This is a genomic window from Proteus terrae, assembly GCF_003144325.1.
Taxonomy (GTDB): domain Bacteria; phylum Pseudomonadota; class Gammaproteobacteria; order Enterobacterales; family Enterobacteriaceae; genus Proteus; species Proteus terrae.
Map to the genome: position 1 here is coordinate 308,400 of NZ_PENS01000002.1, position 26,726 is coordinate 335,125.

General features: G+C 38.4%; 18 protein-coding genes. 9 read left to right on the plus strand and 9 right to left on the minus strand.

Going from position 1 to position 26,726, the window contains the following annotated elements:
- Window positions 1-43 precede the first annotated feature (43 nt).
- The 3 genes from DK857_RS03315 to DK857_RS03325 form a co-directional block, all read right to left on the minus strand.
- The gene (locus DK857_RS03315; RefSeq protein WP_109401542.1) at window positions 44-2,533 is read right to left on the minus strand and encodes a heavy metal translocating P-type ATPase; all 2,490 of its coding nucleotides are present in this window, start codon (window positions 2,531-2,533) and stop codon (window positions 44-46) included.
- Between the two features lie 291 nt (window positions 2,534-2,824).
- Entirely contained in the window at window positions 2,825-7,558 is a 4,734-nt protein-coding gene (gene hpmA / locus DK857_RS03320; RefSeq protein ID WP_109401543.1) for a calcium-independent hemolysin HpmA, read from the minus strand.
- Between the two features lie 33 nt (window positions 7,559-7,591).
- Window positions 7,592-9,277, minus strand: a complete 1,686-nt coding sequence (locus DK857_RS03325) for a ShlB/FhaC/HecB family hemolysin secretion/activation protein (RefSeq protein ID WP_109401544.1) — start codon at window positions 9,275-9,277, stop codon at window positions 7,592-7,594.
- 828 nt (window positions 9,278-10,105) lie between these two features.
- On the opposite strand from DK857_RS03325, the gene tnaC reads away from it, so the two are divergent.
- The 4 genes from tnaC to mutT all read left to right on the plus strand — a co-directional run bounded on the left by tnaC (window position 10,106) and on the right by mutT (window position 13,551).
- The gene (tnaC, locus tag DK857_RS19545; protein ID WP_088494935.1) at window positions 10,106-10,210 is read left to right on the plus strand and encodes a tryptophanase leader peptide; all 105 of its coding nucleotides are present in this window, start codon (window positions 10,106-10,108) and stop codon (window positions 10,208-10,210) included.
- Between the two features lie 115 nt (window positions 10,211-10,325).
- On the plus strand, window positions 10,326-11,729 hold the full coding sequence (locus tag DK857_RS03335; protein ID WP_109392872.1) for a tryptophanase: 1,404 nt from the start codon (window positions 10,326-10,328) through the stop codon (window positions 11,727-11,729).
- A 72-nt stretch (window positions 11,730-11,801) separates the two neighbouring features.
- Complete coding sequence (locus tag DK857_RS03340) at window positions 11,802-13,052, plus strand: aromatic amino acid transporter (protein ID WP_109401545.1); 1,251 nt, start codon at window positions 11,802-11,804, stop codon at window positions 13,050-13,052.
- 106 nt (window positions 13,053-13,158) lie between these two features.
- Window positions 13,159-13,551 (plus strand): 8-oxo-dGTP diphosphatase MutT, encoded by a 393-nt coding sequence (gene mutT / locus DK857_RS03345; RefSeq protein ID WP_109392874.1) that lies wholly within the window; start codon window positions 13,159-13,161, stop codon window positions 13,549-13,551.
- Between the two features lie 61 nt (window positions 13,552-13,612).
- Here mutT and yacG read toward each other — a convergent pair whose 3' ends face one another.
- From yacG to ppdD, 6 genes are all read right to left on the minus strand, one after another.
- Window positions 13,613-13,825, minus strand: coding sequence for a DNA gyrase inhibitor YacG (gene yacG, locus DK857_RS03350; RefSeq protein WP_088494938.1), 213 nt, complete (start codon window positions 13,823-13,825; stop codon window positions 13,613-13,615).
- Between the two features lie 54 nt (window positions 13,826-13,879).
- On the minus strand, window positions 13,880-14,632 hold the full coding sequence (gene zapD / locus DK857_RS03355; protein ID WP_109392875.1) for a cell division protein ZapD: 753 nt from the start codon (window positions 14,630-14,632) through the stop codon (window positions 13,880-13,882).
- A complete protein-coding gene (gene coaE / locus DK857_RS03360; protein WP_109392876.1) occupies window positions 14,625-15,248 on the minus strand; it encodes a dephospho-CoA kinase in 624 nt (207 codons plus the stop codon). Before coaE ends, zapD begins: the two co-directional genes overlap by 8 nt.
- A gap of 234 nt (window positions 15,249-15,482) precedes the next feature.
- Window positions 15,483-16,682, minus strand: a complete 1,200-nt coding sequence (locus tag DK857_RS03365; RefSeq protein WP_109401546.1) for a type II secretion system F family protein — start codon at window positions 16,680-16,682, stop codon at window positions 15,483-15,485.
- The gene (locus tag DK857_RS03370) at window positions 16,679-17,779 is read right to left on the minus strand and encodes an ATPase, T2SS/T4P/T4SS family (protein WP_109401547.1); all 1,101 of its coding nucleotides are present in this window, start codon (window positions 17,777-17,779) and stop codon (window positions 16,679-16,681) included. The genes DK857_RS03365 and DK857_RS03370 overlap by 4 nt, the downstream gene beginning before the upstream one ends.
- A 101-nt stretch (window positions 17,780-17,880) precedes the next feature.
- On the minus strand, window positions 17,881-18,324 hold the full coding sequence (gene ppdD / locus DK857_RS03375; RefSeq protein WP_109392879.1) for a prepilin peptidase-dependent pilin: 444 nt from the start codon (window positions 18,322-18,324) through the stop codon (window positions 17,881-17,883).
- Between the two features lie 211 nt (window positions 18,325-18,535).
- Here ppdD and ampD point away from each other — a divergent pair, with 211 nt between their 5' ends.
- The 5 genes from ampD to lpdA all read left to right on the plus strand — a co-directional run bounded on the left by ampD (window position 18,536) and on the right by lpdA (window position 26,503).
- Window positions 18,536-19,078: a 1,6-anhydro-N-acetylmuramyl-L-alanine amidase AmpD gene (gene ampD, locus DK857_RS03380; protein ID WP_109392880.1), complete on the plus strand. Its 543-nt coding sequence runs from the start codon at window positions 18,536-18,538 to the stop codon at window positions 19,076-19,078.
- A 325-nt stretch (window positions 19,079-19,403) separates the two neighbouring features.
- The gene (pdhR, locus tag DK857_RS03385; protein ID WP_075670940.1) at window positions 19,404-20,174 is read left to right on the plus strand and encodes a pyruvate dehydrogenase complex transcriptional repressor PdhR; all 771 of its coding nucleotides are present in this window, start codon (window positions 19,404-19,406) and stop codon (window positions 20,172-20,174) included.
- A gap of 163 nt (window positions 20,175-20,337) precedes the next feature.
- Window positions 20,338-23,004 carry a pyruvate dehydrogenase (acetyl-transferring), homodimeric type gene (gene aceE, locus DK857_RS03390; protein WP_109392881.1) on the plus strand — a complete coding sequence of 889 codons (2,667 nt, stop codon included), beginning with the start codon at window positions 20,338-20,340 and terminating at the stop codon, window positions 23,002-23,004.
- 12 nt (window positions 23,005-23,016) lie between these two features.
- Window positions 23,017-24,876 (plus strand): pyruvate dehydrogenase complex dihydrolipoyllysine-residue acetyltransferase, encoded by a 1,860-nt coding sequence (aceF, locus tag DK857_RS03395; RefSeq protein WP_109401548.1) that lies wholly within the window; start codon window positions 23,017-23,019, stop codon window positions 24,874-24,876.
- 199 nt (window positions 24,877-25,075) lie between these two features.
- Window positions 25,076-26,503 carry a dihydrolipoyl dehydrogenase gene (lpdA, locus tag DK857_RS03400; RefSeq protein ID WP_075670832.1) on the plus strand — a complete coding sequence of 476 codons (1,428 nt, stop codon included), beginning with the start codon at window positions 25,076-25,078 and terminating at the stop codon, window positions 26,501-26,503.
- Window positions 26,504-26,726 lie beyond the last annotated feature (223 nt).

A 26,726-nucleotide genomic window follows, 5' to 3' on the forward strand; every position in this document is an offset into this window, starting at 1 on the left:
GAGCCAGATCCTTTGGAGTCTGGCTATAAAGAAAATCAATCTATTAATGTGTTTTCATTGGTGCTTGAAAACGTTTTAGTCGTAAGGCATTACCCAATACAAATACACTTGAAAGTGCCATTGCGGCGGCGGCAATAATGGGTGAAAGTAACATGCCATTAATTGGATAAAGCATGCCAGCCGCGACAGGAATTAATAAAGCGTTATAGGCAAAAGCCCAAAATAAGTTTTGTTTGATATTGCGAATAGTGGCTTGGCTTAAAGCTATTGCATCAACGACACCGCGCAGATCACCTGACATTAACACCACATCAGCAGCTTCAATAGCGACATCGGTTCCTGTACCAATCGCTAACCCAACATCAGCTTGTGCAAGTGCCGGAGCATCATTGATACCATCACCAACAAAAGCGACTTTGGCGCCTTTATGGCTAAATTGTTTTAAGGCTTCGATTTTTCCATCAGGAAGTACTTCAGCCGCAATTTCATCAATACCTAACTGTTTAGCAATCGCTTTTGCTGTGGCTTCGTTATCACCGGTGATCATGGCAACTCTCAAACCTAAATCATGTAAAGCTTTGATTGCTTCAGGGGTTGTTTCTTTAATCGGATCTGCAACTGCAATAATGGCAGCGAGACGCCCATCAATAGTGGCATAAAGAGGGCTTTTGCCTTGCTCACCGAGTTTCTGTGCTGAAGAGATAAAGTGACTGACATCTAATCCAAGTCGTTTCATAAAACGATCAGCACCAACAGATACGGCTCTTCCTCCCACTGTTGCACTTACGCCAAAACCCGGAACCGCTTCAAAATTTTCAACCATTGCAAGCGTTAATTTAGCCTCTTTAGCTGCATTGACAATAGCTTCTGCGATAGGGTGTTCCGAATAAGTTTCAATTGCTGCAACAAGGCGTAAGACTTCGTTATATTCAAAACCTTCTGCTGGAATTAAATCCGTTAATTCAGGACGACCTTTTGTTAATGTGCCTGTTTTATCAAGAGCAACAACATTGACATCACGTAAGGCTTGTAAGGCTTCACCTTTACGGAAAAGAATACCCAATTCTGCGGCACGACCTGTGCCTACCATAATGGATGTTGGCGTTGCTAATCCCATTGCACATGGACAGGCAATAATTAATACGGCAACGGCATTAATGAGCGCAAAGGTTAATGCAGGCTCAGGGCCAAAAGCTAACCAAATAAAGAAAGTGATAGTTGCGCCTAACATAACCGCAGGTACAAACCACATGGTGACTTTATCAACAAGTGCTTGAATAGGAAGTTTAGAGCCTTGAGCTTCTTCCACTAAGCGAATGATTTGTGCTAATACGGTATTGGAGCCAACTTTGGTGACTTTAAAACTAAAAGCACCTGTTTTATTGATGGTTCCACCCACAACATCAGAGCCAATCTCTTTCGATACAGGTACAGGCTCTCCGGTTATCATGCTCTCATCAACGTAAGAGTGACCGTCAATAATCTCTCCATCAACAGGTATTTTTTCACCGGGGCGAACAAAAACGATGTCTTCCATCACTACTTGATCCAGAGGGATTTCCAATGTCTCACCATGACGAGAAACTCGCGCTGTTTTGGCTTGTAAACCAATTAACCGTTTAATTGCTTGAGATGTATTTCCTTTCGCTTTGGCTTCAAGCGTTCTTCCTAACAAGATCAAGGTGACAATCACAACAGCGGCTTCAAAATAGATATTGGCTGTGCCCGCAGGTAAGACGTGAGGAATAAAGGTTGATACTACTGAATAGCCGTAAGCGGCGGCTGTACCAACAGACACTAATGAGTTCATATCAGGAGCACCGCGTAATAACGCTGGTATTCCTTTTTGGAAAAAGCGTAAACCAGGGCCAAACATCACAACAGTGGCGAGGATAAATTGAATATACCAGTTTAGTTGTTGCCCCAGTGTTTGAGTAACCCAACCATGTACGCCGGGAATAAAGTGTGAGCCCATTTCAATAACAAAAACGGGTAATGTGAAAATAGTGGCGATAAGTAATGCGCGGCGTAATGAACGTTCCTCTTTTTCACGACGCTCTTCACCTACATCACGTGTATTTGCTGGATCATCAGATAAACGACGGGGTTTATAGCCTGCGTGTACAACGGCGGCCTCTAAATCCGTGATCGATACTACGCCTGATAAATGGCGTACCCGAGCGCGTTCAGTTGCAAGGTTTACTGTGGCTTCTAATACACCGGGTACTTGAGCTAGTGCTTTTTCTACACGACCAACGCAAGATGCGCAGGTCATTTCTTCAATTGCCAGCTCGGTTATCTCTTCGGGTACTTTATAACCTGAACTTTCAATGGCGCTCACGGCAACTATTGGGTCGGGTGTATTTGTAAATGTAATATCTGCACGTTCAGTGGCTAGATTGACAACGGCATCTTGTATTTGTGGTACGGCTTTTAAGGCTCGTTCGACACGACCAACACATGATGCACATGTCATACCTTCAACAGGTAAACTCAACCGATTGGCAGAGGACAACGTAGTATTAGTGTTCATCAAAAATCCCCTCTTAAATATGGTATAAGATAAAGCTTAGGCTTTACCATTAGGGGAAGGTCAAGAAATCGATAGAGATTTAATTTCTACGATAAAATGTATTTTTCTATTTTTAATTCAATGCATTACCTTCTATTCCTCATTTTCTGCATTTAATTTAAATCTTAAAGAAGTGTAAATTTATTGGATGATCAGCGAAATCTAAGCAGATAAATAAAAAACCCGCTTATTGTGATAACAAGCGGGTTTGGCTTACAAAAGAATAGGCATTACTCTTTTATGAGGTATCTATTATTTTTCAGAAATAGACGATTTTGTATTTACAGTTTCATTAACTTTAACAGGTGATTTTAATGATAAGTCGCCACCTGTAAGTTGTTTCACTAAATCAACTGCAGATGATTTCAGATCAAGATCTGCACCGGCTTCATATTGATGACCTTCAATATTATTTAATTGAACGTTGCTACCACCTAAATCAACCTGACCTTGCTCACTTTTAATTTCAGCACCTGTAAGCTTAGTTGTACCACTTACATTTAATGAAATATCATTTTTGCTAGTTAAGGTTGTGGTTTGAGTCACCGCATCATTATCAATATGAGAAACTTTGATATCCGCATTGGCTGTATGACCTTCAGCACCGGTTACAATATTTTTGATACCGTTACCCACTGTGCCAACGCCTTTATCAATTTTGGCTTTTGTTTCGCCACTGATACCCGCTTTATCTGCGATAGTTGAAGAGAGTGAATTATATTTATCAGAGATAACATCTGTTGCAGATTTAATACCTGAATCAATGGTCTCTTTGATAGTGTCTTCTAATAGTGATCCACCTGCTTTAGCCGTTTTATCAACTTGGCTAGATTTAGGATCATTGTTGTGGTTATAACCGACATTTACATCAACATTAACGTGACGATCGCTGTCTTTTTGGCTAGTCACTGTAAAATCACCGCCCACATTACCCGTTACATTATCTGCAGAAACATTTGCACCAGAAAGCGCGAGGTTTTTGTCACTATTTACAGTTAATGTGCCTGTTTCTACAGAGGCATTTTGGTGTGTAGACTTTTGTTGATCTTCAACATTCACTAAAACTTTGCCACCAATATCATGGATAGAGGTTGCTGGGTTTTCTTCAGTCACTTCTTTTGGCGTTGTATTGGTTTGCTTGCCATTTAAAGAGATATCAGTACCCCAGTTATTTTTGTAATCAGTTGATTGTGCTGATATCAGCGTGGTATCACCAGATTGAGAAGTTAATTGCGTATCTTTGCTATTAACTTTAGTACCTTGAAGATTAACAGAGCTACCATTAACGGTTAAATTACCTTGGTTAGCAATGGTTCCACCTTCACGAGAAACACTCTTCTCATCTTGCTTACCAATAGCAAATTCAGCACCGCCTAAGCCATTGACAGAAGACGATTTATCACCTGTTTTTTGACCGAAGCCCGCTTGTAATCCACCCGATAAGTTCTTACCTGTTTCAGTACGTTGAGATTCTGTTGCTTGGAAATCAACTTTGTTAGTTGCAGTCAGAGCAACATCATTTTCGCTGGTTAAATGAGTGCCTTGTAAAGTCAGATTATGGCCTGAGTTTAACTCAATACCTTGAGAGCCATTCACTGAACCCGCTTTTGCTGTTGTCTGATCTTTTTGATGATTTGCACCACCTGCGTTAAAGCCACCACCGTAATCTTTACTGTCTGGTGTTGTACCTACTTTCAGGTTTGCACTGCCATTCATGTTATGTTGGCTTTCAGTGTGGGTATCTGCTACTTGTGCAAGTGTTAAATCACCACCAGCATTAATGACAGTTTTTCCATCTTGAGCATCAAACTTAGCGCCTTCATAATGAGCATCTTCACGTACATGAATATTGATATTACCGGCTGAATTAAATTGGCTACCTTCAGCTTTGGTTGTGGTTAGGCTTGTGTCAGTGGTTTTACCTTCACCTTTAATTGCTACGGTAATGTCGTTGCCTGTTTTGGTGCTGACACCTACTTGACCGCCACCAGTTGTTTCATGGAAGGACTCTTGGTGTTTGTTTTGGGCTGCTTCACTGGTATGAGTGTTAGCTGTTAGCGCAATATCACCTTGGGTCGATTGATAATGAGTACCTTGGTCATGTAGCGTTTTATTGCTGTCAGTATTAATTTTACCTGCAGTAATTGATGTTGAAACCGCTTGGCTATCACTTTGTGATTTCTGGCTACCGCCACCTTTAATACCAACTTCAACACCCACATTCGGCGCCTCTAAATTACTTAAGTTAGCAAGATTACTAATGGCATCTTTAAAGGTAACTTTTTTATCAATACCTTTATTGCTATCAGGATTAGCAACATCAACACCATCTTCAACGGCTTTCTTAATCGGCTGAGTAACGCCGCTGTAATCAAGATTAACACCCACATCGACACCGATATTTAAGGTATCTGTTTTAGATGTTGCACTATCATTTGCAGCAAGGTGATTGATATTTTCACCTGACTCTTTATACATACCATCAACTTTGTGTGATGCGCCTTGATGCGTCACATCATTGTTTGCAGTAATGGTTAAATCACCTGCAACTTGCGTTTCGCTACCTTTGTTTTTGGTGAGTTCAGTTGTTGTATGCTGTTTGTCATATTGGAAATCAGCTTTACTACCAATCTTATCAACACCACCGGTATAGCTAAAGCCACCTGAAATGGTTCTATCTGTACTGTCAGTCTCTTTTTTGTTTTCTGTTGAAACAAAAGCAACATTGTCACCAGAAACAGAGGCATTACCTGCGGTTGTTTTTAAGTCAGAGCCAGCAAAAGTGACATCTTTATCCGCTTGAACTTTAACACTGCCACCACTGAGAGTAGATCCTACTTGTTCAGTTTCAGTGCTATTGTTTTTGTTGGATGTATGAGTGATATGAAAACCTGCGCTATATTGCTTGTCTTCAACTTCTTTGGCATGACCAGTGATCTCTAATGATGTTTTTTCATCATTGATTTTTGTGGTTTGTTGTGCAGATCTAACGTTGATATCACCTAAAGATTCAATACCTAACTCATCAGCGCTTTTAATTAAGCTACCAATTACATTGACATCTTTGCCACTGACTACAGTTAACTCTGCATCAGAAACTAATTCACTACCCGTTGAATGCTGTTGGTTAGTTTCATTCTTGTGGGAGTTTTTAGTAATGTTAAATGCAGTACCTGTACGTTCATCTGTTTTAGTGATGGTTTCACTAATTGCATTATCAATAACAACGTCACCTTGAGTCGTTTTAACAAAGGCGCCTTGATTGCCTTTGACTTGACTACCTGTGATTTTGACACTGTTATCTGCTGCAAGTAACAGTTGTCCGTCAGCCGTTAATTGTGTTGAATGGCTGACTTCTTGTTTATTGTTATTGTTCTTATTATTACCACCGCCGATACCACCCCAAACAACATGATTGTCGGTTACTGTTTTATCATTGTTGGTATTTTGAACATTAAGATTGATGTTCTCTTTAGCGTTAACGACAACATTCTCATTAGAATGTAATTTTGCACCTTGAGCGACAACTGAGCCTTCAGCATTTAATCCCAGCGTTTTGCCTGCGGTTAATTCACTGGCTTTTAAGGTTTCTGTTTGATGGCTATTGCTCCAGCTACCAGTTTCTAAACGAGAAGTATGGTTACGCTTGTAGCCATTTTCACTGCGATTTTCTTTCTCAACTAATCCGTTGATATTGATATCTTGATTAGCATTAATTGCCAGTGTGTTACCCGCATTAATTTTGGCACCTTCAAGTGTTACATCACCTTTAGTTGCTGTTAATGTCGCACTGTTTTTGGCATCAATATGGCTACCAACTTGCTGTACTAGCTCTTTTTCTTTAGTAACATCATATTGCCAAGAATAGAACCAACGATTGTCAGTATCGGTATCTTTTTGCTGTAACTGTTTGCCATCAACTGTTAAATGAGCGCCTTGTAATAAAATATCATCACCCATTAAATCAGAGGCTTTAATTTGGTTTTTATTATCAGCAACTAATGTGATGTTTTTACCTTTTAATTCTGTTTTTGTCAGAGTTTGGCTTGAACCACTGTTATTAACAGCAATACCGCCACGGTAATTTTGATAGTTTTCACTACCATCTTTATCGTAGCTGTCATAGCGAACTTGGCTATCCGTTTGAATATTGTCCGCTCTGACACTTAATTCGTTATCAGAAACAAATTTACCTGTTAATTTAACACCACTACCTTCTGCAGTATTAATAATACGGATACGACCAGATTGCATACTACCAAAGAAATAGCTATCTAAGGCAGAAGCGGGTTTTTGTGATGAAAGAATATCAAAGCGTTGAGAGAACGTATTTTGACCAGTCAATGCAGAAATTTCTGCTGCAGTTATTTTGCCTCGGCTATCAATACGAGGCGCAATTAAATCTAAAAGGCCGGGAGCGTGTAATCCGTTTTTGCCAATAGAAAGTAAATTCGTATTGTTAAGCGTGCTATAACCTTTTAACTCACCATTTTCAAATAATGGGTTACCGACAACCAGGGAAGAGCGGCTGGTATTGATAAAACCGCATCCATCACAGGTAATACCATTTGGGTTAGAAAGTACATATTCTGCAGCGATACCAAAAACTTCTTGCTGACCTAATAAGAACGAAGGATTTCGGCTAACAACTTCATTTAAAATTAAAGAAGCTGCTTGTCCATTTAAATTGCTGTTGGCATTTAATTGTCCAGCAAGTTGTGATTGCCCCGCCTCTAAGGAGTTGTTAAAAACAGCGCCTGGTTTACCTACATTAAAATCTTGATATTGGTTATGAGAGATACCTTCGTTATTTGGTGTAACGATATTAATGACTTGAGTGCCACCATTGGCTGATGAAACATTCGGTCCTTGATTGCCCGCATCAGGAACAATACCGCCAGCATATGCATTTAGTGATACGAAAATAATCGCTAAAGATGCAGCAAGCCTACCCGAAGGAGAGAGCTTGAAGTTTTTTGATTTCATAGAGTTTTCTCCGTTTATTGCTATGAGTGTGAATCAAAATAAATATGAAAATCTAACTAACACTTGAGTAGGGTCTTTGGTTTTATTGGAATTCGTTTGGTTGTAAAGCAAATGCCCCTTGGCGACTTCAATATCGAATTGTGCTTTTTGATATTGGAGATTTAAGCCCGAACTTAGCCCATAGCCACTACGCCATCCTTCATAGTTACCATGTTGTTGAACTCGGCCTGCATCGAGGCCAATTCGAGGGGTGATTGAAAATGTGTTTATCCGATAAGGATAAGAAAGCGTATTACGTAAATAGCCGCCGTTATCGCCAGAAAGTGTACTTTGGTCAAAACCACGGATTGCGTTTTTATCCGTTAAACTAAGCCATTCCACACCCGGTAAGGTGTCGGGGCTATATTGACCAAAGAAGGCGCTATTGAATAAAAATGTAGAATTCGATAAGGCAAAACGATGTTGCCAATTGGCAAAAAGCTTAACTTTTGTAAAGCGATAGTCATTACCATTGCCATTAACAACACGAGGTGATTCATCTGCACCAAACCAACTAATGGCTTTCTCTGCACTTAAATTAATGCTGATGACACCATTTGGAACAATGTGTAAATGGTTGATACCTAACTCTACCGTTGTAAGTGCAGGGCTACTGAGCTCAAGGCGAATTTGGCTGAAATAGTTACGTATTCGCTTATGTGTTATCTGCATGTTTAAGGTATCAATCTGTTTTTGACTACGATAAAAAGCGTAATCTCCCCTTAAACCAACTTGTGTTGTATCACCGGATAAACGTACGGTACGTGTTTGTAGTGCTTGATGAAATTCATACTCCGAATAGCTACCAAAAGTGCTGAATGTCAATGCACCATAAGGTAAAGAATAGAGTAGGGTGTAAGCACGATTAAAACGTGTATTAGGGCTATCAGTGGTAATACTGGCATTTAAGCTAACAAAGTCAGATAACCCTAATGGGCTGTCTAAGCTCGCATTGGTTCGAACTAACCAGCGGCCTGAGTTTTTTTGTCCATAGTTATCACTTGAAATATTTAGATGCCACGGTGCTTGTTGCTGATTGGTGAGCTGAATAATAGAGCCACCTAATTGCGTACCAGGCAATATATCGAGTTTAACTTTATTCGACTGTAAGCGGTTTGCTTGATCTAGCCCTTGATCCAGTTTTGAAAGCTTAAGAGGCTCCCCTTCAACATGAGGGAAAAGTAGTGCTGTGTTAACACCTCGATCACCGCCTTCAATTTTTTCAATAAAGCCTTCAATAACATACAGCCCAAGCTGTTGCTCTTGATTTGGGCGTAAAAATTGAACTCTGGCAGTGATATAACCATGTTGGAGATAGCGTTGGGTTAACTCTTTGACTAAACGGTTAACGTCAGCACTTTTTATACATTGCTCTGGTAATGGTGTTAAGGAATCAAGATCTTTTTCATTAAGTAAAGTAATTCCTTGAACATATACACCATTAATAGGCAAACAATGCTCTGATTCAGTAATAAGTGTGGGGGTAGGTGAAACCTCTAATGCATTTTCTTGAAGTTGTTGATAGCGATTTTGTTCAATAAGTTGGTTTATTTCACGTTGGCTATCTTGTAATGCGCGCCGCGATTCTCCCATCGAGCCTAAATAGCCGGCGTCATTTGCTGTTAATCCACAGGTTGAAAATCCACTTAATAGTGTTAATAAAATAACTTTTTTTCTCATTTTACCTCAATATAAAGGTATTAATTCAAATATAAATAATATTGCTTAAATATATAAAGATAATAATTAATGTTTTTATATTATCGTTAATTTTAGAATAATAAATACCGGTCACTCTCAATATGAAAAGAAATTAAAAATCGATGAAATAAAGATAAATTTCCATCTCTTTCGATATTAAATAGTGACATAACTAAAATGATTGATATCTCAAATAGCATTATTTAAACAAATGATTCATTTAAGTGGATTATATAGTGTTGATTTTCATGGTTATAATCTTCCGTGTTATTTTTTCTTGCTTAAATTACCATCGATTTAGCTATGTTAATTGAAACCTTTTCATTTTTTATAAAGTGAAGATAAATAATGAGAGAGGATTCGAAGATATGAAAAAGAAGCAGATTAGTTAGCTTTTCATTTGTTATTTATAAATTTATTAATGTTGTATTCTGGAATAAATATTTCATGAATTATTATTTCATTTTAATGAATAAAACGAGCGCTAGAAAAGTAAAGAGATTAGGAGTTTATTGTTAAATTATTATTCATGGTAAAAAGTAAGGTTATTTAAATACAGCTTTCATTTTGTGAAAATGCAATATAAACACATGTATTACTACTTGATTTTATCAATAAAAATTTAAGTTATAAAAAAATATTTAATTAAAGATTAAAGTAAGTGATAGTGATCACGTTAATATATTATTTATTATAAATAGTGTGATTTTCGTCCAAAATATACTATTGTTATATTACTAATTATGTTTAACTGTTATATAAATTAGCGTGTAAATTGTACTATTTCCTGACTATAAGGGTTAAAGTATGTTCTCATCATTTAATGTTTTGATAATATTAAGAGGTTTCTTCAGATTGAAGAAATGGTTTAATATTGATTCTGAACTCGCCTTCTACTTTCCTGAAAAATAATCCTTTTTTATATCCATTCAAAATAATTTAATACTCTTTTTCCGTTTGATTTAAATGGGAAGATTATTTTATTTATTCTAATTTTATTATTTTAATTTATATTAAAGGTATTATCATGGCTAAAAGAATCGTAGAACCATTCCGTATTAAAATGGTAGAAAAAATCCGTGTTCCTTCAAGAGAAGAACGTGAAGCTGCATTAAAAGAAGCAGGATATAACCCATTCCTATTACCAAGTCATGCTGTTTATATTGATTTATTAACAGACTCTGGTACTAATGCAATGAGTGATCACCAGTGGGCAGCAATGATAACAGGTGATGAAGCTTATGCAGGTTCAAGAAACTATTATGATTTAAAAGATAAAGCCAAAGAGTTATTTAACTACGATTATATTATTCCTGCTCACCAAGGTCGTGGTGCTGAAAATATTCTTTTCCCAGTATTATTAAAATATAAACAAAAAGATGGAAAAGCGAAAAATCCTGTATTTATTTCTAACTTCCATTTCGACACAACAGCAGCACACGTTGAATTAAATGGCTGTAAAGCAATTAATATTGTTACTGAGAAAGCGTTTGATTCAGAAACCTATGATGATTGGAAGGGCAATTTTGATATTGCTAAATTAAAAGAAAATATTGCCAAACATGGTGCTGATAACGTTGTTGCCATTGTTTCAACAGTGACCTGTAATAGTGCTGGTGGTCAGCCTGTTTCAATGGACAATTTAAGAGAAGTTTACGAAATCGCAAAACAACACGGTATTTTTGTTGTTATGGACTCAGCGCGTTATTGTGAAAATGCGTACTTCATTAAACAGCGTGATCCTAAATATAAAAATGCAACCATTAAAGAAATTATTTTAGACATGTATAAATATGCTGACGCGTTAACAATGTCAGCGAAGAAAGATCCATTGTTAAATATTGGCGGTTTAGTCTCAATTCGTGATAATGAAGAAGTATTCACATTAGCAAGACAACGCTGTGTACCAATGGAAGGCTTTGTTACCTATGGTGGTTTAGCTGGCCGTGATATGGCTGCAATGGTACAAGGTTTAGAAGAAGGTACTGAGGAAGAATACCTGCACTATCGTATTGGTCAGGTTCAATATCTGGGTGACCGTTTACGTGAAGCGGGCATTCCGATTCAATATCCTACTGGTGGACATGCGGTTTTCGTTGACTGTAAAAAACTGGTACCGCATATCCCGGGCGATCAATTCCCAGCTCAAGCTGTCATTAACGCACTTTACTTAGAGTCAGGTGTTCGTGCTGTTGAAATCGGTTCGTTCTTATTAGGTCGTGATCCTGCAACAGGTAAGCAAAAACATGCAGATATGGAATTTATGCGTTTAACCATTGCACGTCGTGTCTACACTAACGACCATATGGATTATATTGCTGATGCACTTATCGGCTTAAAAGAGAAGTTTAAAACGCTTAAAGGTCTTGAGTTCGAATATGAGCCACCGGTATTAAGACACTTTACTGCTAGATTAAAACCTATCAAATAAATAATACTCCACAATAATAATGGCTCTCGTGCAATGCGAGAGCCCTATCCTTATTTCAGTAAGGACTAAAAAATGGAAAATAAGTCGGTAAACAAAGAACCCTCAATTATTGTAGGGGGGTTTGTGTTGGGCGGCGCCATGATTGGTGCGGGAATGTTTAGCCTACCAACAATAATGTCTGGTGCTTGGTTTGTTAACTCACTCTTTATATTATTTATTGTCTGTTTCTTTATGTTTCATTCTGGAATTTATATTCTTGAATGTATATCTAAATATGGCGCAGGGACAAACTACTTTCATATATCGAAAGAGTTATTACCTAAATGGGCGTGTTATCTTGCGAATGCGTCTTTGATATTCGTATTGTATATATTAATTTATGCTTATATCTCTGCTGCAGGTTCGATTATTTATGAAGCTTCGTCTTTATATGGTCTTAATTTAAACCTTAGAGTGATATTCGTTGTATTTACTATAGTGCTCGGAGCAACAATATGGTGGGGAGGCGCTTGTGCCAGCCGTTTAACCTCAATATTTTTATTTATTAAGATTGTTCTATTCGTATTGGCATTTTCGGGATTATTCTTTAAAGCGAGAGGTGATCTATTATTTACTGCAACCTTTGAAGGTAAAAGCCAATTATATCTTTATCCTTTTATTTTTATTATTATTCCTTATGCTATCACCTCTTTTGGTTATCATGGTAATGTTTGTAGCCTTTATAAGCTCTATCATGAAAATGAAAAAAAGGTTGTAAAAAGTTGTGTTATTGGTTGTGTTTTAGCGCTGGTAATTTATTTACTTTGGATGATTGGCACGATGGGGAATTTACCTCGTGAGCAATTTATTACAATTATCCAAAAGGGTGGTAACTTAGATGCCTTTATTGATTCTTTATATACTGTATTAAATAGTAAATATATTGAAGGATTTTTATTATGGTTTTCTATTAGTGCCGTATTCTGTTCATTTTTAGGGGTAGCGATTGGTCTGTTCGACTATATTTTAGCATCACTAAAATTTGAAGATAACAAGACAGGGCGCTTAAAATCTGGCGTTTTATGTTTTACGCCGCCGTTACTATTATGTTTACTTTTCCCTAATGGGTTCTTAATTGCGATTGCTTATGCAGGAACCGCCGCGTGTGTATGGGCAATTATTTGTCCTGCGGTTATGGCACTGAAAGCACGCGAGAAATTTCCAAACTCTGGTTTTAAAGTGTGGGGTGGCAAAGGGTTAATTTATGCTGTTATCGCTTTTGGTGCAGTAGGGATTATTTGCCAAACATTAGCACAGTTCGGTTTCTTACCTATTTATCGTTAATTAATCGAGATAATCAGGGAAAGAAAACCAGAGTAGCGCTGTTGGATATACGTTATAATATCGTTAAGTTGTTATAATAACGTGACTATTCAATAGGTTGTCTATAATGGATAAAAAAAAGCTACATATTGCTGCGGGTATTATTTGTGATCAACACAATAATGTCTTTATCACCCAACGCCCTCTAAAATCGCATATGGGGGGATTTTGGGAATTTCCGGGGGGAAAATTAGAAGATAAAGAGACTCCAGAGCAGGCGCTAGTACGTGAGTTACAAGAAGAAATCGGTATTGATGTAACGCAATGCTCACTTTTTGAAACAGTAGAGCATGATTTTCCAGATAGACACATTACCTTATCCTTTTTCTTAGTCACGCAATGGGATAATGAGCCCTATGGTAAAGAGGGACAAAAATTCAAGTGGACATCAATTGGATCGTTAAATGCTGATGATTTTCCGCCTGCTAACCGTACTATTGTGGCGTTATTGCAAAAGTAAGCACCTATAAATAAAATAGCCACTCAGTCGAGTGGCTATTTTTTATGTTCAGATCGGCACATTAAAAGTCTTTAGGCTCTTGTTGTGGCGCTTCACTCCAATCATCGCTGTCATTAATATCGCTTTGGCTTGGGATACGTTTTGATTCATCAGCCCATTCGCCTAAATCAATAAGTTGGCAACGCTTACTACAAAAAGGGCGATAAGGGCTACTTTCATTCCAAACAACTTCTGTTTGACAGGTTGGACATTTTACAATTAATTCTTCGCTCATTATCTCTCCTAGATCTCATTGGTGCTATTTATGCTCATATCAATAAACATAATGTTAGCAACAAGCGATCTCAAAAGGTAGCTCTAGAGGTACGGTTCCATTTTCACTATTAAGTGGTAAAAAGCGGATCGCATAGCGATTTTTATGCCCTGAAACTTGAGGATAGATTTGGTGGTCAATGGCTATCTTAATACGTAGCAATTCACCTTCTTCAGCGCTGTCTTGGTAAAAACCACGGTGACTAAGAGCAGGTTTAAATGTATCTGATTGGCGAATAAGCATGAGCAAACTATTTAATGCATTTTGTAATGGTAATAAACCTGCCAGCCAGCTTTGTAATCTTTCATCACGAGTTGCTTGAGGTAAATTTAACCATAAATGTAATGCTGGTACATCAAAGTTACAGCATCCACCAGGAATACTTAGACGTTGTTTGACTAAACTAATGACTTTATCTTGTTTTAAATGCTGACCTATGCGAGGGGCTTTACTTAATACGACTGCATTCTCAGCTAGTTCATCAATAATTTGAGTGACAATCGCTTTATCAACATTAGGAAATGAAAGCCATTGCTGTAATTTCTTTTGTCTTTTTTCTAATTCTTTAAGTAATTCAGCACGGATTTCTCCACGATCAAGGACTTCAATAAATTCTGATATCGCACGAAAAAACGAGAGTGCTGTGGGTAATGAATCAATTGCACGAAAACTGTTAATTTGAATCAATGAGTTTTCAATTCTAAGCCATGAACGCATTTTTTCATTGAGGGGATGTTCGAAGATGATTGTTGTGATGTCATCACTCATGACAATTGTCCTGTAACGCTTGTTGAGCTAATTCTAAGTAATGCTGATGGAGTTGCTTAACTTTTCCAATCATATTTTGGCTATTATCGTGATTTTCAATAATATCATCAGCGACGGCTAATCGTTCTTGTCTTTGAGCTTGAGCTTTTAAAATATTGAGAACTTGCTCTCGACTAACGCCATCTCGTTTTATTGTTCTTTCTATTTGCTCTTCTTGTGTAACATCGACAACAAGAACACGAGAGGCGAGATGCGTTAATTTATTTTCGACTAATAATGGAACAACCCAAATAAAGTAGGGCGCTTTAATCTGTTGTATTTGTCTTTGAGTCTCTTGCTGTATCAATGGGTGAAGAAGATTGTTAACCCAAGTTTTTTCTTCATTATTTTCAAAAATAATCTGGCGCAACTGTGCTCGGTTTAATGAACCATCGGGTAGCAAAATGCAGTCACCAAAATGCTGATGCAATGCATTTAATCCTAAAGATTGAGGCTCTACCACTAATCGAGCAATAACATCAGCATCGATGAGCGGTACACCTAATGAGGCAAAAGCATTAGCAACGGTAGTTTTACCACTACCTATTCCGCCTGTAAGAGCAACCGTATAAGCCATTTGTGTTTATCTGTCTTTAATGAATTAAAATTTACTATTAGTCTAGGTATTCTAAAGCCTAATTTTGTTTTTATCACAAGATAATAACCGCAATATTTGGGTTTTATTCGGTTATTATGATAGATGATTTTCTGCTACCCTGACATCCTACCTCATAATGCGCAACAGAATTACCATCAATCAATAAGTTAGTGCTACACATAATAACAGCATGTTACTCATAAAATTTGTGACTTACTGTATAGTATCACCTAACTGTAATATGGGAAGATACATAGCAATGATTAATGTGCCAATAATTAATGCAATGACCGTCATCAGTATTGGTTCTAACCAAACACTAATGGTATTTAATTGCTCATCAAGTTGATGATAAAACCAATCACTTAATTGCTGACAAAAATAGAGCAACTGCCCCGAGTTTTCTGCACAACTGATAAATTGATAACAAATAGGCGTAAAAAGAGGTTCATTTTTCATAAATAAGCTCAACGATTTACCTTGCATAATGTGGTCGCTCATTTGAGAAAGTACTTGCTTATAAATAGGGTGTGTAAGTTGTTCTATTCCTATCTTTAAACCTTGTAATAAAGACAATCCAGCTTGTTGTGTAATACTTATTATCTGAAAAATAAGGTGTAATTGCTGATACTTTAAAAGCTTACCTAAATAAGGAATATGAAGAAATAAAGTTTGCTCAACAAAATACAATAGTGAAAAAGAGTGTCGAATTAAGCGATAAGCAACTATTAATCCTATAAAGATAAACACTATTATACTGATATAATCAGTAAAGCATTGAGAAAAAGTAATTAAGGAGAGTGTTAATATAGGAAGTTCTGTATTAAATGAACTGTATAAAGACTGATATTCTGGTAAAACATAGAGCAACATAATACTGGTAATAAAAGCTAATACAGTGAGTAAAAAGGTTGGGTATTTAAAGGCTTTTTTGACTTTTTTAATAATCTCTCGGTGTTTCTTTAATTGTATTATTTGAAGCGTAATAACTTCATCTAACTTTCCACTTTCTTCACCAATAAAAATAAAGCGACTCAGTGCAATTGGGAAATAAAGTGGATAACGAGTTAATTGTTTAGAAAAAGAACCTCCTTGCATTAAGTTGAAAATGATATCTTCTAATACGCATTGCCAATGTGAGTAACGGCATTCGTCTTTTAATAGTGTTAATGCAGGAAGAAGTGCTAAACCTGAATGAAGTAATAGAGCTAATTGTTCGAATAATTGAATTCGATATTGCTTATCAGTATCTTGAAATAAAACAATTTTGAATAAACGTATTTTTATGGGGAGTTTTTGTTGTTGTGTTAGTTTAATAAATGCCTCGTTATTAGAGGATGCCAGTATTTTTCCAGTACACCATTCTCCTTGATAGGTTAATGCCTCATAGCGATAAATTAGCTGTAATCTCATTCAATATCCCCTAGTGTTTGATAAACCTCCTCAAGTGTCGTTATTCCTTGTTTAATTAATGAAAAGCCGGAATAGAGTAAGTGGTAAGGGGATGAGAGTGTTTGTTTTAAGGGCTCAAAGCAATCATAAATAGCCGTTCTTCCGTTATAGCCTGAACAGCATTGCTGGCAACCAACAGCTTGCCAGTTTGGTAGTTCGATCATTTCTTTGTTTATATTTATATGTTGTTTATTGGGTAGGCATATTTTGCAGTGTGGACATAAACAACGAACTAATCGTTGTGAAATAATTAAGCTAACACAGGAGTGAATAAGATCTTTTTCAATTCCTAAGTTATATAGATGCATTAATGTGGATGAAGCCGAATTAGTATGTAAGGTTGATAATACAAGATGTCCTGTTTGTGCTGCTTTTATTGCCATTTCAGCAGTCGATTGATCACGTATTTCACCTACCATAATAATGTCAGGATCTTGGCGTAGTAGTGCCCGTAATATTGTAGTGAATGAGATCCCTGATTTTTCGGAAATTTGGATCTGATTAATACCCTTTAGAGGTAATTCAACCGGATCTTCAACACTATTTATATTTAGGTTTTCTTTATTTAAATAACGTAAACAACTATATAGTGTGAGCGTTTTTCCGCTTCCCGTAGGCCCTGTAACTAAAATCATTCCTTGCGGTAAATTTAAATATTTCTTTAATAGTGTTAAATGTGAGGGTTGAAAGCCCAGGTGATTTAATTCCGGTTGTTGTAAATTATTGATAAGCCGTAAAACTACTTTTTCGCCATATAATGTGGGAAGTGTCGCAATTCGTATTGAATAGTTTTTTTCATGATAAGACCAATTAAACTGCCCATCTTGAGGTAACCGCTTTTCTGCAATATTTAAGTTTGCGAGTACCTTTAAGCGAGTCACTATTTCTTCAGAAAATTCATTTGGAGGTGGTGAAAATAGATATAAATGGTTATCTATTCTGGCTCGAATTCTTACATTGATTTGCTGTGGTTCTATATGTAAATCAGAGACACGCTTTAAAATACTTGTACGTAATAGATGCTCAATAAATTCTGTTGCAGAGTGTGTGATATCCATTCTTCACCTCTTTAATACTTTCTGACTTATCTGTGTTGTCTTCAATGTTTAAAATGCGCATCAGGAACACTCGATATGAGTGCTCCCTTTATATTAAAGCCCTAATATGATTTTAAAATCTCACTACACTGTTTTTGCAACGTAAGATTTGTTGTTGAACATTGTGTTTTCCATACCGGAACGAGGTCGTTAACTCCTTTCTCTGACGACATTGTGATTGTCAGACCATCAAGCTGAGTTTTCCCTGTTGCACTAATCACACCGTGTAACACATTTATATCGGATAAATATCGACTACGAAATTGTTGCGGCATAAAAGAGGAGTCAGAATTACAGTGTTGAGGTTCATTTTCATAACGGCATAATTCTACCGCAGAACGATAGGGAGACAGTGTTTGTAAGACATCGGTTAATGCGGCTTTTTGGATATAACCTTGATAGGCGGGAATAGCCACTGAGCTTAAAATTGAAATGATAGCAATCACAATCATAAGCTCCATAAGGGTAAAACCATTTTCATTAGAGTGATAATTAAGTACATTCATCTAGCGTCCTCCTTGAGTAATAGACACTAGAAGTATGAAAAAAAAAGACTTTATTAGCGAATAGATAAGATAAAGTTTGAGTAAAATATCGAAAAGAAAAAGGAGATATACATATTTAACCTTTATTATTGAGGGAAAGTTCGCATTTATTGATGAGTATGAGTTAAAAAAGTTATTGATAATGGCTAAAACAAAATAAAAGAGGGTTGATGTGGAAATTAAACAAGGTTGGCTAATCGATGCTAGACAGGTTCCTTCACCTAATCATGATAAGAGACCTGAAGGTGAGATCCCTTCTTTATTAATTGTTCATAATATCAGTTTACCTCCAGGTGAATTTGGTGGGCCTTATATTGACCAACTTTTTACTAATACATTATCAGAGCAAGATCATCCATTTTTTAGTGAGATTGTTAGCTTAAGAGTATCGGCTCATTGTCTGATTCGGCGTGATGGAGAAATTGTGCAATATGTGCCTTTTACTGAAAGAGCGTGGCATGCTGGCGTTTCTTTATATAAAGGCAGAGAAAAATGTAATGATTTTTCAATCGGTATTGAGCTTGAAGGCACTGATGAGTGCGATTTTACCCAGCAGCAATATCAACAATTAGTGAAGATTACTCAATCGCTTATTGCTCTTTATCCAGCCATTAAAGAGAACATTACTGGGCATAGTGATGTTGCACCAAATAGAAAGACCGATCCGGGGCCTCACTTTGATTGGGCCTATTACCGCAGTTTGTTAACAAAATAACCACCGAAATTGCATTTTAACTCACTTAATTAGAATTTAAATTCAAAATAATATTGCTGTCACGCTTCAGTTTGACTGTTTATGTGTTTAAAAAACGTTAAAAAATTTATTTTTAACGTTTCTAGATAATGCGATCTGGTTATCACTTTTGATGAATTTTTAAAATAATTTGTTAAAATTTGCAGGTTTTTATGATTTCGCTCAACAACTGTATGGACAGTTAGTGAATACTTTGTTACTTTATTATCCGTTATATTAAATTGGTATTACCAATTGACAACTCAATCACTAAGGTAATAGTTATCCAATAATGGCTTCCAGCAATATGGCTTATACAAAAATCCGCCAACCTAAGCTTTCTGATGTTATTGAGCAACAGCTTGAGCATCTGATTTTAGAAGGTACTCTGCGCCCAGGAGAAAAACTCTTACCTGAGCGTGAGCTGGCGAAGCAATTTGATGTATCTCGTCCTTCATTGCGTGAAGCTATCCAAAAATTAGAAGCTAAAGGTTTTTTACTCCGTCGCCAAGGCGGTGGTACTTTTGTTCAGCACAATCTCTGGCAAAGTTTTAGTGATCCTTTAGCTCAACTGCTTAGCGGACATCCCGAATCTCAATTTGATCTTTTAGAAACTCGTCATGCACTTGAAGGTATTGCTGCATATTACGCTGCATTACGTGGTACTGATGAAGATCTTGATCGTATCAAAGCTAGCCATGATTGTATTTTGAAAGCCCATGAAAAGGGTGATTTAGCCGCTGAGTCTGAAGCTGTATTGCAATATCAATTAATTGTCACGGAAGCTGCTCATAATGTCGTTTTATTGCATCTATTACGATGCATGGTGCCAATGCTTGAGCAAAATATCCGCCAGAATTTTGAGTTTCTTTACACTCGTAAAGAGATGTTAACTGCAGTAAGTGAGCATCGTAGTCAAATTTATCAGGCTATTATTAATAGAGAGCCAGAAGCTGCGCGTGAAGCATCACATCGCCATTTGGCCTTTATTGAAGATGTTTTGTTGGATATGAGTCGTGAACATACTCGCCGTGAGCGCTCTCTGCGCCGGCTACAACAACATCCTGATTTATTTTAGTAGCACAGATCCTGACCGCTGAGTCTGTACTACCTATCGCCCTGTGATTTTCAGGGGAAGCGGTAATAACAGCAGGGCCTATCTTCCCGTCATATCAGATGGGTATAACGGGAAGATAGGCTCCCATAACCATTAAAAACAGATAACAGATAAGGAATACACCATGTCAGATATGCTGAAAAATGACGTGGATCCGATCGAAACTCGCGACTGGTTACAAGCGATCGACTCGGTCATCCGTGAAGAAGGTGTTGAGCGTGCACAGTTCCTGATTGATCAGGTATTAAAACAAGCCCGTAATGGTGGTCTTAATATCGCTTTAGGCGGTTCTGTACACAGTGATTATATCAATACCATTCCTGCTGAAGATGAACCCGCTTACCCTGGCAATCTGGAATTAGAGCGTCGTATTCGTTCTGCTATTCGCTGGAACGCAGTAATGATGGTTCTGCGTGCATCCAAAAAAGATTTGGAACTCGGCGGACACATGGCGTCATTCCAATCTTCTGCAACTTTATATGAAGTGTGCTTTAACCACTTCTTCCGTGCGCAAAATGAAACTGATGGTGGTGACTTGGTTTACTTCCAAGGCCATATCTCCCCAGGTATCTACGCTCGTGCATTCTTAGAAGGACGTTTAACTGAAGAGCAATTAAACAACTTCCGTCAAGAGATTGGTGGTAAAGGTTTATCTTCTTATCCGCACCCTAAATTAATGCCTGAATTCTGGCAGTTCCCAACAGTTTCTATGGGTCTGGGACCACTATCTGCAATTTATCAAGCTAAATTCCTGAAATATTTGAATCACCGTGGCTTAAAAGATACGACTAAACAAACTGTTTATGCGTTCTTAGGCGATGGCGAGATGGACGAACCAGAATCTAAAGGTGCTATCACCATCGCAGTTCGCGAAAAATTAGACAACCTGTGCTTCGTGATTAACTGTAACTTACAGCGTCTTGATGGCCCAGTTACAGGTAACGGTAAAATTGTTAACGAATTAGAAGGTATCTTCGCGGGTGCTGGCTGGAACGTTATCAAAGTAATGTGGGGCGATCGTTGGGATGAGCTTCTGCGTAAAGACACTTCAGGTAAACTCATTCAATTAATGAATGAAACTCTGGATGGTGACTACCAGACATTTAAATCTCGTGACGGCGCTTATGTTCGTGAGCACTTCTTCAATCGTTATCCAGAAACAGCTGCATTAGTTAAAGATATGACTGATGATGAAATCTGGGCATTAAACCGTGGTGGTCACGATCCGAAGAAAGTCTTTGCTGCATTCCAAAAAGCAAAAGATACTCAAAATCAACCAACTGTTATTTTAGCTCAAACCATCAAAGGTTATGGTATGGGTGAAACGGCAGAAGGTAAAAACATTGCTCACCAAGTTAAGAAAATGAACATGGATGGCGTTCACCATTTCCGTGATCGTTTCAATATTCCTGTTGCTGATGAGCAAATCAAAGATCTGCCTTATATTACTTTTGATAAAGAATCAGAAGAGTACAAATATCTGCATGCACGTCGTCAGGATTTAGGTGGTTACCTGCCAGCTCGTCGTCCACGTTTTGAAGAAAAACTGGATATCCCAGCACTGGAAGATTTCAGCCAATTACTGGAAGAACAATCTAAAGAGATTTCAACAACTATCGCATTCGTTCGTGCTCTGAACGTAATGTTGAAAAATAAATCTATCAAAGATCGTTTAGTTCCAATTATTGCGGACGAAGCACGTACTTTCGGTATGGAAGGTCTGTTCCGTCAAATCGGTATTTATAGTCCGAATGGCCAACAATATACGCCTCAAGACCGTGAGCAAGTTGCTTACTATAAAGAAGACGTTAAAGGCCAAATTCTGCAAGAAGGTATCAACGAACTGGGTGCTGGCGCATCTTGGTTAGCGGCTGCAACATCTTACAGCACTAACAATCTGCCAATGATCCCATTCTATATCTACTACTCAATGTTTGGTTTCCAACGTATTGGCGACTTATGCTGGGCAGCAGGCGACCAACAAGCTCGTGGTTTCTTAGTAGGTGGTACTTCAGGTCGTACAACACTTAACGGTGAAGGTTTACAGCACGAAGATGGTCATAGTCATATTCAATCGCTGACTATTCCTAACTGTATCTCTTATGATCCAGCATTCGCTTATGAAGTGGCTGTTATCATGCAAGACGGTTTAGAACGTATGTATGGTGATAAACAAGAAAACGTTTATTACTACATCACTACACTGAACGAAAACTACCATATGCCAGCAATGCCAGCCGGTGTTGAAGAAGGTATTCGTAAAGGTATCTACAAACTGGAATCGTTGGAAGGTGCGAAAGGTAAAGTTCAGTTACTGGGATCAGGTTCTATTCTGCGTCACGTTCGTGAAGCAGCACAAATCCTGTCTGCTGAATACGGTATTGGTTCTGATGTTTATAGCGTAACTTCATTCACTGAATTGGCTCGTGATGGTCAAGATTGTGAACGTTGGAACATGTTACATCCATCTGAAGCACCGCGTGTACCATACATCGCTCAAATTATGAATGATGCGCCAGCAGTTGCATCTACTGACTACATGAAACTGTTCGCTGAACAAGTTCGTACTTATGTGCCAGCAGATGATTACCGCGTATTAGGTACAGATGGTTTCGGTCGTTCTGATAGCCGTGAAAACCTGCGTCACCACTTTGAAGTTGATACTTCTTATGTGATTGTTGCTGCATTAGGTGAATTAGCTAAACGTGGTGAGATTGATGTGAAGATTGTTGAAGAAGCAATCAAAAAATACAACATCAACCCTGAAAAAGTAAACCCACGTCTGGCGTAAGAGGTAAAGTGAATGTCTATTGAAATTAAAGTCCCAGATATCGGTGCTGATGAAGTTGAAGTCACCGAAGTGATGGTGAAAGTGGGCGACCGCATTGAGGAAGAACAATCCTTAATCACCGTAGAAGGTGACAAAGCTTCTATGGAAGTTCCATCACCACAAGCGGGTGTAGTTAAAGAGATTAAAATTGCCGTGGGCGACAAAGTCCAAACGGGTTCTCTTATCATGATTTTTGAAGCAGAAGATGTCGCACAAGCAGCACCAGCTCAAGCCACAGCTCCTGCACCAGTAGCAGCGCCTGCAACAGCTGCACTGAAAGAAGTTCATGTTCCAGATATCGGTGGTGACGAAGTTGAAGTTACTGAAGTAATGGTAAAAGTGGGCGATAGCGTTGCTGAAGAACAATCACTGATTACTGTTGAAGGTGACAAAGCTTCAATGGAAGTCCCAGCACCATTTGCTGGCGTAGTGAAAGAAATTAAAATTGCAACCGGTGATAAAGTGAGCACAGGCTCTCTGATCATGGTATTTGAAGTTGCAGGTAGCGCACCTGTTGCTCAAGCAGCACCAACTGCATCTGCACCAGTAGCATCTGCTGTGAAAGAAGTGAATGTTCCTGATATCGGTGATGACGAAGTTGAAGTTACTGAAGTGATGGTGAAAGTAGGTGATTCCATCTCTGAAGAACAATCACTGATCACTGTTGAAGGTGACAAAGCTTCAATGGAAGTTCCAGCTCCATTTGCTGGTGTGGTTAAAGAGATCAAAATTGCAGTGGGCGACAAAGTGAAAACTGGCTCACTGATCATGACTTTCGAAGTTACCGGTGCAGCACCTGTTGCTCAAGCTCCAGAGGCAGCTGCGCCAGCGCCAGCAAGTTCTGCTCCGGCAGCACCTGCTAAAGCACAAGCTACTGCGCCAGCAGCGAAAGAAGAGTTTGTTGAAAATGACGCTTACGTTCATGCAACACCTGTTATTCGTCGTTTGGCACGCGAATTCGGTGTGAATTTAGCGAAAGTGAAAGGTACTGGTCGTAAAGGTCGTATCTTACGTGAAGACGTTCAGTCTTACGTGAAAGAGTTAATTAAACGTGCTGAATCTGCACCAGCAAATGCAGGTGGTGGATTACCAGGCATGTTACCTTGGCCAAAAGTTGACTTCAGTAAGTTTGGTGAAATTGAAGAAGTTGAATTAAGCCGTATCCAGAAAATCTCTGGCGCTAACTTAAGCCGTAACTGGGTGATGATCCCTCACGTAAATCTGTTTGATGAAGCAGATATCACTGAGGTTGAAGAATTCCGTAAACAGCAAAATAAAGAAGCAGAGAAGAAAAAACTGGATGTTAAGATCACTCCGTTAGTCTTCGTAATGAAAGCAGCAGCGAAAGCACTGGCGGATATGCCACGCTTTAACAGCTCTATCTCTGAAGATGGACAGAAACTGATCCTGAAAAAATACATCAATATCGGTATTGCTGTAGATACACCGAACGGTCTTGTTGTTCCTGTTTTCAAAGATGTTAACAAAAAAGGCATTATCGAACTGTCTTATGAGTTAGCTGAAGTTTCTAAGAAAGCACGTGCAGGTAAACTGACAGCAGCAGATATGCAAGGCGGATGCTTCACTATTTCTAGCCTTGGTGGTATCGGTACTACCGGTTTTGCACCAATCGTTAACGCACCAGAAGTTGCGATTATGGGACTTTCCCGTTCTTCTATGAAACCAGTATGGAACGGCAAAGAATTCGTACCACGCTTGATTTTACCAATGTCATTATCTTTCGATCACCGTGTGATTGATGGTGCTGACGGTGCTCGATTCATCACTCTGATTAATCAGTACATGAGCGATTTACGTCGTTTGGTAATGTAATTTAAAACCGGTGCTTAGCGCCGGTTTCTCTGATTACAGTGATGGATTTTACAGTCATACATCTTAGGTTGTGAGATCCGTCATGTTAGAGCGCTTTTCAGTTTATTAACATTTCTGTAAACTGCATGCGGTATGTAAGTCTCGGTGTTAAATATGGATTATCGTCTGACTCGCCGGACAAATAAATAATGAGGTCACGATGAGTACTGAAATTAAAGCACAGGTAGTGGTTCTGGGTGCAGGCCCTGCGGGTTATTCCGCGGCGTTCCGTTGCGCTGACTTAGGTTTAGAAACAGTTTTAGTAGAACGTCACTCTACTTTAGGTGGTGTTTGTCTGAACGTGGGTTGTATCCCTTCTAAAGCGTTACTCCACGTTGCTAAAGTTATCGAAGAAGCGAAAGCATTATCTGAACACGGTGTTGTATTTGACGCGCCAAAAACAGATATCGACAAAATTCGCATCTGGAAAGATAAAGTTATTTCTCAGTTAACGGGTGGCTTAGCTGGCATGGCTAAAGGCCGTAAAGTTACTGTCGTTAATGGCGAAGCACGATTCACTGGTTCTCATACATTGTCTGTTGAAGGTGCTGAAGGTACAACTACCATCACTTTTGATAATGCAATCGTTGCTGCCGGCTCACGTCCAATCGAATTACCATTCATTCCACATGAAGACCCACGTGTATGGGACTCGACAGATGCACTGCAACTGAAAACTGTACCAGAGCGTTTACTGGTTATGGGTGGCGGTATCATCGGTCTGGAAATGGGTACGGTTTATCACTCTCTGGGTTCTCAGATTGACGTAGTTGAAATGTTTGATCAGGTTATTCCTGCTGCTGATAAAGACGTGGTTAAAGTATTTACCAAACGTATCAGCAAGAAATTTAACCTGATGCTAGAAACTAAAGTAACTGCGGTTGAAGCAAAAGAAGATGGCATCTACGTAACAATGGAAGGCAAAAAAGCCCCAGCAGAACCACAACGTTACGATGCAGTATTAGTTGCTATCGGTCGTGTACCTAACGGTAAACTATTAGACGCAGGTAAAGCAGGTATCGAAGTTGATGATCGTGGCTTTATCCATGTTGATAAACAAATGCGTACTAATGTACCTCACATCTTTGCTATCGGTGACATCGTTGGTCAACCAATGCTGGCTCACAAAGGTGTACACGAAGGTCACGTTGCAGCAGAAGTTATTTCTGGTAAGAAACACTACTTCGATCCTAAAGTTATTCCATCAATCGCTTATACTGAACCAGAAGTTGCATGGGTTGGTATGACTGAAAAAGAAGCGAAAGAGAAAGGCGTTAGCTATGAAGTGGCTTCTTTCCCTTGGGCAGCATCAGGCCGTGCAATCGCATCAGATTGTGCAGATGGTATGACTAAACTGATTTTCGACAAAGAAACTAACCGTGTTATTGGTGGTGCAATTGTTGGTTCTAACGGTGGTGAACTGTTAGGTGAAATCGGTCTGGCAATTGAAATGGGTTGTGATGCTGAAGATATCGCATTAACTATCCACGCTCATCCAACGTTATACGAATCAATCGGTATGGCTGCGGAAGTATTTGAAGGCAGTATCACTGACCTACCAAATCCAAAAGCGAAAAAGAAAAAATAAGCAACTTGTTTACTGAAAACAGCTTTACTGAAAATAGTTTTGCTGAAAACAGTTTACTAAAGTAGTTTAAATGATAAGGGCTAAGTTCTTTATAGAACTTGGCTCTTTTTTATTATGGCTTTAGCCAGTTTAAGTCGCGCTAGCGTCTTAAACATAAAACCACCTGCTTTGCAGGTGGCGTTCAAGGGTTATACCAAGAAAAACACCTTTCCGTTACGATATA

Bases quoted from the DNA above. Each gene is read 5' to 3' on its own strand.
- DK857_RS03315 (WP_109401542.1), bottom strand. From the start codon at position 2,533: ATGAACACTAATACTACGTTGTCCTCTGCCAATCGGTTGAGTTTACCT.
- hpmA (WP_109401543.1), bottom strand. From the start codon at position 7,558: ATGAAATCAAAAAACTTCAAGCTCTCTCCTTCGGGTAGGCTTGCTGCA.
- DK857_RS03325 (WP_109401544.1), bottom strand. From the start codon at position 9,277: ATGAGAAAAAAAGTTATTTTATTAACACTATTAAGTGGATTTTCAACC.
- tnaC (WP_088494935.1), top strand. From the start codon at position 10,106: ATGTTCTCATCATTTAATGTTTTGATAATATTAAGAGGTTTCTTCAGA.
- DK857_RS03335 (WP_109392872.1), top strand. From the start codon at position 10,326: ATGGCTAAAAGAATCGTAGAACCATTCCGTATTAAAATGGTAGAAAAA.
- DK857_RS03340 (WP_109401545.1), top strand. From the start codon at position 11,802: ATGGAAAATAAGTCGGTAAACAAAGAACCCTCAATTATTGTAGGGGGG.
- mutT (WP_109392874.1), top strand. From the start codon at position 13,159: ATGGATAAAAAAAAGCTACATATTGCTGCGGGTATTATTTGTGATCAA.
- yacG (WP_088494938.1), bottom strand. From the start codon at position 13,825: ATGAGCGAAGAATTAATTGTAAAATGTCCAACCTGTCAAACAGAAGTT.
- zapD (WP_109392875.1), bottom strand. From the start codon at position 14,632: ATGAGTGATGACATCACAACAATCATCTTCGAACATCCCCTCAATGAA.
- coaE (WP_109392876.1), bottom strand. From the start codon at position 15,248: ATGGCTTATACGGTTGCTCTTACAGGCGGAATAGGTAGTGGTAAAACT.
- DK857_RS03365 (WP_109401546.1), bottom strand. From the start codon at position 16,682: ATGAGATTACAGCTAATTTATCGCTATGAGGCATTAACCTATCAAGGA.
- DK857_RS03370 (WP_109401547.1), bottom strand. From the start codon at position 17,779: ATGGATATCACACACTCTGCAACAGAATTTATTGAGCATCTATTACGT.
- ppdD (WP_109392879.1), bottom strand. From the start codon at position 18,324: ATGAATGTACTTAATTATCACTCTAATGAAAATGGTTTTACCCTTATG.
- pdhR (WP_075670940.1), top strand. From the start codon at position 19,404: ATGGCTTATACAAAAATCCGCCAACCTAAGCTTTCTGATGTTATTGAG.
- aceE (WP_109392881.1), top strand. From the start codon at position 20,338: ATGTCAGATATGCTGAAAAATGACGTGGATCCGATCGAAACTCGCGAC.
- aceF (WP_109401548.1), top strand. From the start codon at position 23,017: ATGTCTATTGAAATTAAAGTCCCAGATATCGGTGCTGATGAAGTTGAA.
- lpdA (WP_075670832.1), top strand. From the start codon at position 25,076: ATGAGTACTGAAATTAAAGCACAGGTAGTGGTTCTGGGTGCAGGCCCT.